This is a genomic window from Arthrobacter agilis (genome assembly GCF_006494655.1).
GTDB classification, from domain to species: Bacteria; Actinomycetota; Actinomycetes; order Actinomycetales; family Micrococcaceae; genus Arthrobacter_D; species Arthrobacter_D agilis.
The window spans coordinates 1-11428 of the sequence record NZ_VHIM01000010.1; the positions used below are offsets into that span (position 1 = coordinate 1).

The window sequence follows — 11428 nt, forward strand, 5'->3', positions numbered from 1 at the left end:
ACCAGCGAATCAGCCCGCCGGGCAGCACTACCGGGCTGGCTCCACGAATACAATCACCACAGGCCCCACACCGCCATCGGAGGCAAACCACCCATCACCCGGCTAACCAACCTCCCTGGGCAGTACAACTAGGGCGCCGACACCGGCATCAGCTTCATCCCAGGAGGGGTTGGACTCGCGTCCAGCCCCTCCTTCGTGTGCGGGGTCGATCAGGGAACGGGGCATCGACGAATGCAGTCAGCCTTCAGCCGACCGCATGCTCTCCGGACGGCGGCACCGAGAGTAGGCAGCAACCGCTCCGGGGTAGAAGGCTCGATCGCCCTCGGGCGGTCGGTGAAGGATGAGAGGCGGGAAACCGCTGTCGGCGCTGGGTGTGTACGCGTCCGGCTACCGGAGCCCGCGGGACAAGTCACTGGAGGGCGTAGAGCCTGCCCTACAGCCCGGCGGATCCGCCCGTGACGCCGTGGACGGGTCCCTGGGACGCGTGGAGCCCGACGCACAGCCTGGTGGATCCGCCCGTGACGCGATGGACGGGCCCCTGGAGACGCGTGGAGCCCGCCGGACAGCCTGTTGAGCCGACGGTGACGCCGCGGACGGGCTGCTGGAGACGCGTGGAGCCCTGCCTGGCGGCCTCAGCGTCAGCCGAGCCGCTTGGAGCTGTAGGCCCGGGGCGAGCGGACGCCGGGCCGCTGCAGGGGCACCCAGAGCTTGTAACGGTCGGCGCGGTAGTAGGACACGGAGTAGTCGATCATCGCCCGTGCCACGTAGGCGTGGCGCTGGATCTTGAGGAGCGGAGCGTTCATCTCGACATTGAGGAGCCGGGCGATCGACGGTGACGCCGCAGTGGCTTCGATGGTGTCCTCGCCCCACTCCATGACGAGCCCGTACTTCTCGCTGAGGACGCTGTAGAGGGAGGTCGGCGGTGGATCGTCCAAGATGCCGACCACGCGGTGGGCCGGAATGAAGTTCTCGTCGACGCTCATGGGTTCCCCGTCGGCCAGCAGTTGCCGGCGGAACCGCACCACGGGCTGCCCGATCTCGATCTGCAGCTCGCGCGCCACGAGCGGCGATGCACCCTGTTGCTCGAAGCTGAGCACGCGGGCGTCCGGGACCATCCCCCGCCGAATCATCTCCTCCGTGTACGAGGTCATCTTCATGTGGAGATCGACCTTCGCGCGGGCGACGAATGTTCCGAGTCCTACGACACGCTCGAGGACTTCCTCCGCGACCAGGCAGTCGACGGCCTGGCGGACGGTCATTCGAGCCACACCGAAGTACTCGCCCAGCAGCCGCTCCGACGGGATGGCGGCTCCGGGTTCTCCGGAGCGCACGATGTAGCTGCGGAGGCTTTCCCTCAACTGCACGTGCTTCGGTACGGTCGAGGTACCGTCCAACGGCTGCGCATCGAACGGTCTGGGCAGTATCTCCATGTCCCGCTCCCCTCCCTCCTCGGTGCTACCGAATGATGTGCCGGCAACGACAGACAGGAGAGGGAGTCCGCTTCCGCGAACTCCCTCTCCTGTTGCTCACGACGACCTCAGCGTGCTCTCAGTGCGCGTGGTATCCGCGGCTGTACTCGAAGACCCAGCCCACCAGCGCGATGACCGCCAGGCCCATACCGATGTAGAGAATCCAGAAGCCGATGGCGATGCCGAGGAATCCGGTGGCGGCCGACAGCCCGAGAACGAGAGGCCACCAGCTCCAGGGGCTGAAGTGGCCCTGCTCCCCCGATCCCTCATGGATCTCGGCGTCCAGGCGGTCCTCCGGACGCGCTCCCACTCGCTTGCCGGTGAAGGCGAGGTAGAAGCCGATCATGCCCGCGAGCCCGCCCACCAGCATGATGCCGAGGAAACCGACCCACTCCGACCACTCGGTGAGCCAGCCGTAGATGAAGGCTACGGGGATGAAGATCGGGACTCCGTAGAGGAACAGGTTCTTCTCGATTTTCATGCTTTGGCATCCTGTCGATCGGCTGCGCCCATGAATCCTGCGGCGCTGTCATCGGGCGTGTGCGTCTGCTGCAGTTCGGGGTGGTGCAGGTCCAGCGCGGGACGCTCCGACCGGATGCGCGGCAGCGAGGTGAAGTTGTGGCGCGGAGGCGGGCACGAGGTAGCCCACTCCAGGGAAGCTCCGAAGCCCCACGGATCATCCACTTCCACCTTCTTGCCGGTGCGCCATGTGATGTAGACGTTCCAGAAGAACGGGATCAGCGACGCGCCGAGGACGAACGAGCCGATGGTGGAGAACTGGTTCATGGCGGTGAAGCCGTCTTCGGGCAGGTAGTCCGCGTAGCGACGCGGCATGCCCTCGACACCCAGCCAGTGCTGGATGAGGAATGTGGCGTGGAAGCCGAGGAACAGCATCCAGAAGTGGATCTTGCCGAGACGCTCGTTCAGCATCTTGCCGGTGAACTTGGGCCACCAGAAGTAGAACCCTGCGAACATCGCGAACACCACGGTGCCGAAGACCACGTAGTGGAAGTGCGCCACCACGAAGTAGGTGTCCGAGACGTGGAAATCGAGCGGAGGCGACGCGAGAATGATTCCTGTGAGACCACCGAAGAGGAAAGTTACGAGGAACCCGAGGCTCCAGAGCATCGGCGTCTCGAAGGTCAGGGAGCCGCGCCAGAGAGTGCCGATCCAGTTGAAGAATTTCACGCCGGTCGGTACTGCGATCAGCATCGTCATGAAGGCGAAGAACGGCAGGAGCACCGCTCCGGTCACGTACATGTGGTGTGCCCAGACCGTGACGGAGAGAGCCGCGATAGAGATCGTCGCGTAGACCAGGCCCTTGTAGCCGAAGATCGGCTTGCGGGCGAAGACCGGGAAGATCTCCGAGACGATGCCGAAGAACGGCAGGGCGATGATGTAGACCTCGGGGTGGCCGAAGAACCAGAACAGGTGCTGCCAGAGGATGGCGCCGCCGGCTTCGGGGTCGAAGATGTGTGCTCCGAAACGGCGGTCCGCGCCGAGGGCGAAGAGCGCTGCTGCGAGGGGCGGGAAGGCCATGAGGACGAGGATCGCGGTGATGAGCACGTTCCAGGTGAAGATCGGCATGCGCCACATCGTCATGCCGGGGGCCCGCATGCAGATGACCGTCGTGATGAAGTTGACGGCACCGAGGATGGTACCGAAGCCGGACAGCGCCAGGCCGAAGACCCAGAGATCGCCACCGACACCCGGCGAGAACGTGGTGCTGGACAGCGGCGCGTAGGCGAACCAGCCGAAGGACGCAGCACCCTGGGGGGTGATGAAGCCGGACACCGCGATGGTGCTGCCGAAGAGGAAGAACCAGAAGGCGAGGGCATTCAGCCGCGGGAAGGCGACGTCGGGTGCACCGATCTGGAGGGGCATGATCACATTCGCGAATCCTGCGAACAGCGGCGTCGCGAACATCAGGAGCATCACAGTGCCGTGCATGGTGAAGAGCTGGTTGTACTGCTCCTTGGTCTGCAGGATCTGCATCCCCGGCTCGAAGAGCTCGGCACGGATGATCAGCGCCATCACACCGGCGAAGCAGAAGAAGACGAAGGAGGCGATCAGGTACATGTACCCGATCGTCTTGTGGTCCGTGGAGGTGATCCAGTTGACGACGATGCGCCCCTTGGACCTCGGAACAACACGCGGGGCGGCAACGGTGCCGGCTTCCTCAAGGGTGTATTCGAAGGTGGACATCAGCTGCTGCTCCTGGCTGGGTCGGTATCGGGGTCATCCTCCGGGTAGGAGTCGCGGTCGTACTCGTCACCGAGCTGCCCGTCCTCCAGTTGCGCCATCTGCGCGTCGAACTCCTCCTGCGAGACCACGGCGACATTGAAGAGCATCTCCGAGTGGTACTGACCGCACAGCTCCGCGCACTTGCCGGCGAACACACCCTCCTTGGTGGGAGTGAGGTTGATGTAGTTGGTGCGCCCCGGGTAGAGGTCGCGCTTCTGGAGGAAGGCGGGGACGAAGAAGGAGTGCTGGACGTCGCGGGCGTTGAGCTGGAGCTCGACGCTCCTGTTGACCGGCAGGTACAGCGTCGGGAGGTTCTCCGGAACACCTTCCTCACCGTTCAGATTCGCCTGGACACCCGTCGAGTACTTGTCTTCCTTGACGTAGTTGAAGTCCCATGACCACTGCTTGCCGCGCACATCCACGATCACATCGGGGTCGTCCACCCGGGCGTCGATCGTCGCGATGTCGCGTTCCGTGAAGTAGAAGAACACAAGGACCATGAACAGCGGGATCGTCAGGTAGAAGATCTCGAGTGGCAGGTTGTAGCTCAGCTGCCGGGGGTAGCCGGTGTCGTTCTTGCGGCGACGGTAGGCCACCATGCACCAGATGATGAGTCCCCACGTGATGATGCCGACCGCGAGGGCCGCGATCCACGAGTTGACCCAGAGATCGGTGATGATCCCCGTGTGGTTGGTATTGTCCCGGTCAGCCGGAAGCCAGCCCTTTTGGGCTTCAGCCGAACAGCCGGTCAGTAGGAGGGCGCCGGCCAGCGAGATGCTGGAGATCTTCGCGATCCTGACGCGCTTGCTACCGGTTCGGTCCTGCGAACTCACAGACGGACCTTCCTTTTCTACGTGCGTTGCCACCCGCCGATGAAGCCGCCCGGGGTGCACATCCAGTTTTACTACTCACTGTAGAGCTTACCTGTAACACCGACGATCTGGTGACATGCAAGAGGCCCGGAACACACGTCCAGCGTGCCGCTCCGGGCCTCGCACCCCGTGGTAGGGGCGCCTCTTTCGTCCCTAGTGGAACGAGTCGCCGCAGGCGCAGGAGCCGCCCGCATTCGGGTTGTCGATGGTGAAACCCTGCTTGGAGATGGTGTCCTCGAAGTCGATCGAGGCGCCCGAGAGGTACGGGACGCTCATCTTGTCCACGATGACCTCGACGCCGTCGAAGTCGCGGACCGCATCACCGTCGAGCACCCGCTCGTCGAAGTACAGCTGGTAGATCAGTCCGGAACATCCGCCGGGCTGCACGGCCACGCGCAGTCGCAGATCGGTGCGTCCCTCCTGCTCCAGGAGGCTGCGTACCTTGCCTGCCGCGACGTCCGATAGGTCGACCTCGTGCACAGGGAGCTCCGTGGACTCCTGCAGGGATCCTGTCTCGGTGGTCGATGTGCTCATAGTTCTTCTCCTAGCTCGGACTCCACGCTCGGTGTGTCCGCTCGCATTGCTGTCCGCGGTGTCGCGCGCACGGCTTCATTCCATGGTACGCCGGGCCCGCTCCTGTCATAACGGATGGAGGAGAGGAAACATTTCCACGGGCGCGCTCCCCCGCGCTCCCCAGCGCTACCTGCCGACCGCCGGGATGCGAGACCGGTCAGGACGCCTCCAGTCCGCCCTCGTTGATCCGGGCGAGGAGGATCGCCTCGGCCAGGACGGCCTTGCGGAACTCGTCGAGGTGCAGCGATTCGTTGGCGCTGTGCGCCCTCGAGTCCGGATCCTCGACGCCGGTGATCAGAATCTGCGCCGACGGGAACAGTTCCGTGAGGTCCGCGATGAACGGGATGGAGCCTCCCATGCCGGCTTCGACGGCCGCCACGCCCCACGCCTCCTGGAGAGCTTCGAGGGCCAGCCGCGACGCGGGCTCCGAGGTGTCCGTGAGGAACGGGCTGCCGGTCTCACCGGGCGTGAACGTCACCGTCGCACCGAACGGCGCATGCCGCTCGACGTGCGCACGGACGGCGTCCATGGCAGCGCCGGGGTCCTGTCCCGGGGCCAGACGGAGACTGAACTTGGCGCGGGCCCTCGGGAGCAGGGTGTTCGAGGACAGGGCGACGCTCGGGATGTCCATGCCGATGATGGACAGCGCGGGCTTGTGCCACAGGCGGGAGGCCAGGGAACCGGTGCCGGCCAGCTGCACACCGTCGAGCACCGACGCGTCCGAGCGGTAGTCCTGTTCGTCGTACTCGACCGTCGCGTTGTCGCCGCCGACGAGACCGTCGATCGCGACGTCACCCGCGTCGTCGTGCAGGGTGGCGATGAGGCGAGCCAGCAGGGTGGGTGCGTCGAGCACCGGGCCGCCGAACATGCCCGAGTGCACGGCGTGATCCAGGACCTGCACCTCGATGGTGCCGTCCACGAGGCCGCGCAAGCTCGTGGTGAGCGCCGGAACACCGACCTTCCAGTTGCTGGAGTCCGCCACGACGATTACGTCAGCAGCAAGGTCGTCGCGATAGGTCTCGAGGAAGGAGCGGAAGGTCGGCGATCCGGCCTCCTCCTCGCCCTCGATGAACAGGGTCACGCCGACTCCGAACGATTCGCCGAGGACCTCGGTCAGGGCGCCGACGGCACCGATGTGCGCCATGATGCCCGCCTTGTCGTCAGCGGCGCCACGCCCGTACAACCTGCCGTTGCGTTCCGTGGCCACGAAGGGCTCGGAATCCCACAGGTCGGGGTCTCCGGGCGGCTGGACGTCGTGGTGCGCGTACAGGAGCACGGTCGGCTTGCCCTCGGCGGCCGGGCGGCGGGCGACGACGGCGGGGCCTCCGGGCGTCCCGTCGTTGTCGACCCGGAGGATCCGGACGTCGTCGAGGCCTGTCTCCCGGATCAGGGTCGCGACGGCCTCGGCGCTGCGGTCCAGCTCGTGCGCATCGAAGGCGTCCCAGGCGATACCGGGGATGGCGACGAGCTCGGACAGGTGCTCGACGATGCGGGGGAAGGCAGTATCCACGGATGCCCGCAGGCCGTCGCTGGTGGAAGAGTGCTCGGTCCGGTCATGGGAAGGAGGGGTGATCGACGTCATGCCAGAACCCTACACACGGCGTCCGGGCGCACGGGCCCGAGGTGGCCGGCGGGCCGATTCCTCGGGCGAAGCCGGTATCCTGTGGGTGTGTTCGGACGAAATAAAGCAGCCACCCCCGCCCAGGAAGTCGTCGATGACGCTTCACCGACCCCCGAGGCCCTGCGCGCGCAGGGGAAGGGTGTGCCCACTCCCAAGCGGAGCGTCCAGGAGGCAGCCCGCAAGCGACCGCTCGTTCCGAATGACCGGAAGGCCGCACGTGAGCAGAGCCGTTCGACGGTCCGCGACGAGCGGGCGCGCATGCGCCAGGCGCTCGACACCGACGACGAGCGCTATCTCCCCCTGCGCGACAAGGGACCGAACCGCCGGTACATCCGTCAGTTCGTCGACGCGCGCATCAATATCGGAGAGTTCCTCATGATCGCGGCCCTGGTGTTCGTGGTCCTCAGTTTCTTCCAGTCTCTCGCGGTGCAGAGCGCCGTCCTGATGGCCTTCTGGATACTCATCGTGGCGGTGATCGTCGACTGCGTCCTGCTGCGACGCATGCTGAAGAAGAGGTTGACGGAGAAGTTCGGAGCACCGAACCAGGGGGACCTCTGGTACGGCGTCACGCGTGCCCTGCAGTTGCGGCGGCTGCGCCTGCCGAAGCCCCAGGTGCGCCGGGGCCAGTACCCGGCCTGACCCGGAGCCCCTGTCGCTGACGGGCCTCAGGCCGCAGCGGTCCGCTGCGCCCGCAGCAGGCCCCTGTTGATCCGGCGGGACCAGAACGGCCCTTCGTAGAGGAAGGCCGTGTAGCCCTGCACGAGGGTGGCGCCGGCGTCGAGCCGCTCGAGGACGTCGTCGGGGGTCTCGACTCCCCCGACGGCGATGATCGCCAGCTCGTCGCCCACGGCGGCCCGGAGCCGCTTCACGACCTCGAGTGATCGGGCCTTCAGCGGCGCTCCGCTTAACCCGCCGACACCCTTGGCCATCACGTCTGAGGGATCCGTGCGGAGATTCTGCCGCGTGATGGTCGTGTTCGTCGCCACGATGCCGTCGAGGCCGAGATCGAGGGCGAGAGCCCCGACGTCGTCGATGTCCTGATCCATCAGATCCGGTGCGATCTTGACCAGCAGGGGGACGTGCCGTCCTGCTGCGGCGTCGGCGGTCCGACGCACGGCCTCGAGCAGCGGTCGCAGCGACTCGACGCTCTGCAGCAGCCGGAGGCCCGGCGTGTTCGGCGAGGAGACGTTCACCACGAGATAGTCGGCCGTCGGGGCCAGCCGCTCCGCGCTCACGAGATAGTCGCCGATGGCATCCGTCAGGTCGACCTTCTTCGTCTTCCCGATGTTCACCCCCACGACGGGGCGTCCTCGGGATCCGTAGCGCTTGGCGAGCCCGAGCCGGGCGGATTCCAGGCGCGGAGCGACGGCGGCAGCGCCGTCGTTGTTGAAGCCCATGCGGTTGATCACGGCCCGGTCCTCGACCAGGCGGAAGAGTCGCGGTCTCGGGTTGCCCGGCTGCGCCTGCCCCGTGACGGTCCCGATCTCCACGTGCCCGAACCCGAGGGCGGTGAGGGCGAGGACTCCCGTGCCTGCCTTGTCGAAGCCGGCGGCGAGACCGAACGGCGACGGGAAGTCCACGCCGAATGCCGAGGTGGCCAGCGCCGGGTGGGGAGCGCAGAAGCGGCGGAGCGCCCAGCCCACGGGCGTTCGGTCCGCGGCGCGGATCAGGGCGAACCCGATCCGGTGGGCCCGTTCGGCGTCCATCCCGGAGAAGACGATCCGGAAGAAGGTCGGGTAGATGCGCATGGTCCAAGAATCCCACGGGCCCGCGACCCGGACCAATTCCCGACGGCGGTCGTCTCCGCGGGAGCGCAGGACGGCGATAGGGTCGTGGCATGGACGAGACCTGGACGGAGGACCTCCTCGGTCCGCCCTTCCGCAGCCTGACCCTCCCCCTCGAGCCCGACGACGAAGGACCACGCGTCGCCACGCTGGTGTCCTACGAACCGGAGAACCAGGACGAGGACGAGCGAGCGGGACAGCGCCCTCCCGAACGGGCCGTCCTCTATCTCCACGGATTCAGCGACTACTTCCTGCAGGCCCATGTGGCCGCAGAACTCCACCAGCGCGGCTGGGCGTTCTTCGCGCTCGACCTGCACAAGCACGGCCGGAGCCTCCTGCCCGGTCAGACACCGGGCTTCGTCACCTCCCTCGACGACTACGACGCGGATCTCGAACGCGGCCTGGCCGCCGTCCGGCACCGTCTGGCGTCACGGCCCGGCGGGTCCGCGCAGGCGCCGACGCCAGGAACGCCGGACCGGATCGAGGTGGTCCTCATGGCCCACTCGACCGGCGGCCTGACCGCCGCGCTGTGGGCCGCCCGGAACCCGGGGCGAGTGGCCGGCCTGGTACTCAACAGCCCCTGGCTCGACACGCAGGGCAGCGCTCTCCTGCGCTCCGCCGCGCAGGGAATCCTCGACACCGTGTCGCGGCGCCGGCCGAAGGCCCGCCTGCGGCTGCCTGAACTGGGTTTCTACTTCCGCAGCCTGAGTGACACCCGCGACGGGGAATGGCTCATCAATCCCGTCTGGCGACCGGAGTCCGGATTCCCGATCCGAGCGGGCTGGCTCGCCGCCGTACTGGCAGGACATGCGGCGCTTGCGCGGGGAGTGTCGGTGGACGCGCCCGTCCTCGTCCTCTGCTCCACGGCGTCCACCATCAGTCCGACCTGGAGCGAGGAGATGCTCCGGACGGACAGCGTCCTCGACGTGTCGGCGATGGTGCGCCGGGCCGCGGAGCTCGGTGGAGACGTCACCATCCGGCGGGTATGGGGGGCCCTCCACGATGTCTTCCTCTCCCGCAGCGAGGCACGCCGGGAGGCGATGGACGCCCTCATCCGGTGGCTCGACGCGCACTTCCCATCAGCGGAACCTCCCACGCGTGCCCTCGCCCTCGACGCAGAGGCCGGCTCCGCCCGCGACATCGAGGCCCGCGACATCGAGGCCGGCGGAGCGACGCGCGGGGCAGGTCCCCCGGGCCCTAAGGGAGGCGCTGGGCCCGGGGGACCTGCGACCGGTCCACTGCTCCCCCGTACCGCCGGTCCCGCGCTGCGTACTCCTCGATCGCCCGCCACAGCGTCCGGCGATCGACATCGGGCCACAGGGTGTCCATGAACACCATCTCTGCGTAGGCGGACTGCCACAGCATGAAATTCGAGAACCGCTGCTCGCCCGACGTCCGCAGGAACAGGTCGACGTCGGGGAGGTCCGGCTCGTCGAGATACCGCTGGATCGTCTTCTCGTTGACCGAGGATGCCCTGAGCTTCCCGGCCGCGACGTCCTCGGCGATAGCCCGGGCGGCGTCGGCGATCTCGGCGCGACCCCCGTAGTTGACGCACATCGTGAGCGTGCATGTGGTGTTGCCGACCGTGTGGCGCTCCGCCTCCTCGAGCTCCCGGATGACCGACTGCCACAGGCGGGGCCGGCGGCCGGACCACCGGATCCGGACGCCCCACTCGTGGAGCTGATCCCGTTGGCGGCGCAGCACGTCCTTGTTGAACCCCATCAGGAAGCGGACCTCCTCGGGAGACCTCTTCCAGTTCTCCGTGCTGAACGCGTAGACCGAGACGTGCCGCACCCCGATCTCGATGGCTCCCGCCATGACGTCGAGCAGCGCGGCTTCTCCTGCCCGGTGGCCCTCGGTCCGTGGGAGGCCCCGTTGGTTGGCCCAGCGTCCGTTGCCGTCCATGACGATCGCCACGTGCTGCGGGACGAAGTCGCGGGGGATGCCGGGCACCTGGTCACCGCTGGGATGCGGCCAGGGTGCTACGGGTCGGTCGGGCTTCATACACGCTCCACATATTTGAGGGAGGCGACCCCGCGTTCGAGGTGCCACTGCAGGTAGGCCGCCACCAGCCCGGCTGCCTCGCGCCGGGCCCCGGCGTCGGAGGCGTCGGCGATGGCCCAGTCCCCGGTCAGGAGGGCTCCGAGCAGATCCATGGTGGCGGAGGACGGCGATGCGGCGCCCGGCGGCCGGCAGGCGGGGCAGACGGCTCCGCCGAGCGGGGCGGAGAACGCCGTGTGGGGACCGGGCGCACCGCAGCGTGCACAGTCGGTGAAGCTGGGCGCCCAGCCCGCCGTCGCCAGTGCGCGCAGCAGATACGAGTCGAGGATGAGTTCGGACGGGTGGAGGTTTCGGCTCAGGGCCGAGAACGCGCCCACGACGAGTGCGTACTGCGCTCCTCCGGTCTCACCGATATCGGTCAGCCGCTCCGCCGTCTCCGCGATCGCCGTCGCGGCGGTGTAGCTCGCGTAGTCGGCGGCGATCCCGTAGCCGTAGGCCCCCTTGGTCTCCACCTGCGTGATGACGTCCAGGTTCCGTCCGTGAGCGAGTTGCAGATCCACCGACATGAACGGTTCCAGCCTCGAGCCGAACTTGCTGCTCGTCCGGCGTACGCCCTTGGCGACGGCCCGCACCTGTCCCTGCTCCCGCGTCAGCAGCACGATGATGCGGTCCGCTTCCCCGAGCTTGTAGGTACGCAGCACCACGCCGACGGCGCGGTAGGTTCGCGATGCGGACGAGGAAGGCACGGTTCCATTCTCCCACCCGGCTCACGCCGAAATCGCGCAGACTGCACCTGCGGCCGGGTCGGGGAGCCCGCCGCCTGATCCGGCCGCGCGCGCCGGCATCGCCGGTCCGGGCTCGGCG

General features: G+C 67.5%; 11 protein-coding genes and 1 pseudogene. 3 read left to right on the forward strand and 9 right to left on the reverse strand.

The genetic code is table 11. The features are described 5' to 3' along the window. A partial coding sequence (locus FJV46_RS14145; RefSeq protein ID WP_140995582.1) for an integrase core domain-containing protein occupies positions 1-132 on the forward strand: 132 nt, incomplete at its 5' end. A 506-nt stretch (positions 133-638) separates the two neighbouring features. Here FJV46_RS14145 and FJV46_RS14150 read toward each other — a convergent pair. The 6 genes from FJV46_RS14150 to FJV46_RS14175 form a co-directional block, all read right to left on the reverse strand. Continuing rightward, a complete protein-coding gene (locus FJV46_RS14150) occupies positions 639-1430 on the reverse strand; it encodes a GntR family transcriptional regulator (protein ID WP_087025839.1) in 792 nt (263 codons plus the stop codon). A gap of 118 nt (positions 1431-1548) precedes the next feature. Then, positions 1549-1950 (reverse strand): cytochrome c oxidase subunit 4, encoded by a 402-nt coding sequence (locus tag FJV46_RS14155; protein ID WP_087025842.1) that lies wholly within the window; start codon positions 1948-1950, stop codon positions 1549-1551. Continuing rightward, positions 1947-3674: an aa3-type cytochrome oxidase subunit I gene (gene ctaD / locus FJV46_RS14160; protein ID WP_087025844.1), complete on the reverse strand. Its 1728-nt coding sequence runs from the start codon at positions 3672-3674 to the stop codon at positions 1947-1949. Before ctaD ends, FJV46_RS14155 begins: the two co-directional genes overlap by 4 nt. Next, positions 3674-4546: an aa3-type cytochrome oxidase subunit II gene (gene ctaC / locus FJV46_RS14165; protein WP_087025848.1), complete on the reverse strand. Its 873-nt coding sequence runs from the start codon at positions 4544-4546 to the stop codon at positions 3674-3676. The genes ctaD and ctaC overlap by 1 nt, the downstream gene beginning before the upstream one ends. A 192-nt stretch (positions 4547-4738) precedes the next feature. Beyond that, positions 4739-5119 (reverse strand): HesB/IscA family protein, encoded by a 381-nt coding sequence (locus FJV46_RS14170; protein WP_087025851.1) that lies wholly within the window; start codon positions 5117-5119, stop codon positions 4739-4741. 196 nt (positions 5120-5315) lie between these two features. Continuing rightward, positions 5316-6740 (reverse strand): dipeptidase, encoded by a 1425-nt coding sequence (locus tag FJV46_RS14175; RefSeq protein ID WP_087025854.1) that lies wholly within the window; start codon positions 6738-6740, stop codon positions 5316-5318. Between the two features lie 87 nt (positions 6741-6827). Between FJV46_RS14175 and FJV46_RS14180 the strand changes: the two genes are divergently transcribed. Then, complete coding sequence (locus FJV46_RS14180; RefSeq protein WP_087026103.1) at positions 6828-7418, forward strand: DUF3043 domain-containing protein; 591 nt, start codon at positions 6828-6830, stop codon at positions 7416-7418. 26 nt (positions 7419-7444) lie between these two features. Here the strand turns inward: FJV46_RS14180 and FJV46_RS14185 are convergent, their stop codons facing one another. Next, a complete protein-coding gene (locus FJV46_RS14185; protein WP_087025857.1) occupies positions 7445-8527 on the reverse strand; it encodes a quinone-dependent dihydroorotate dehydrogenase in 1083 nt (360 codons plus the stop codon). 89 nt (positions 8528-8616) lie between these two features. On the opposite strand from FJV46_RS14185, the pseudogene FJV46_RS15645 reads away from it, so the two are divergent. Further along, positions 8617-9438, forward strand: a pseudogene (locus tag FJV46_RS15645) (alpha/beta hydrolase); the annotation flags it as partial. A 322-nt stretch (positions 9439-9760) separates the two neighbouring features. Here the strand turns inward: FJV46_RS15645 and FJV46_RS15650 are convergent. After that, complete coding sequence (locus FJV46_RS15650; RefSeq protein WP_087025863.1) at positions 9761-10567, reverse strand: isoprenyl transferase; 807 nt, start codon at positions 10565-10567, stop codon at positions 9761-9763. After that, complete coding sequence (recO, locus tag FJV46_RS14200) at positions 10564-11310, reverse strand: DNA repair protein RecO (RefSeq protein ID WP_087025866.1); 747 nt, start codon at positions 11308-11310, stop codon at positions 10564-10566. The genes FJV46_RS15650 and recO overlap by 4 nt, the downstream gene beginning before the upstream one ends. Positions 11311-11428 lie beyond the last annotated feature (118 nt).

Coding starts and splice junctions, on each gene's coding strand:
- FJV46_RS14150 (WP_087025839.1), bottom strand. CDS start 1,430: ATGGAGATACTGCCCAGACCGTTCGATGCGCAGCCGTTGGACGGTACC.
- FJV46_RS14155 (WP_087025842.1), bottom strand. CDS start 1,950: ATGAAAATCGAGAAGAACCTGTTCCTCTACGGAGTCCCGATCTTCATC.
- ctaD (WP_087025844.1), bottom strand. CDS start 3,674: ATGTCCACCTTCGAATACACCCTTGAGGAAGCCGGCACCGTTGCCGCC.
- FJV46_RS14170 (WP_087025851.1), bottom strand. CDS start 5,119: ATGAGCACATCGACCACCGAGACAGGATCCCTGCAGGAGTCCACGGAG.
- FJV46_RS14175 (WP_087025854.1), bottom strand. CDS start 6,740: ATGACGTCGATCACCCCTCCTTCCCATGACCGGACCGAGCACTCTTCC.
- FJV46_RS14185 (WP_087025857.1), bottom strand. CDS start 8,527: ATGCGCATCTACCCGACCTTCTTCCGGATCGTCTTCTCCGGGATGGAC.
- FJV46_RS15650 (WP_087025863.1), bottom strand. CDS start 10,567: ATGAAGCCCGACCGACCCGTAGCACCCTGGCCGCATCCCAGCGGTGAC.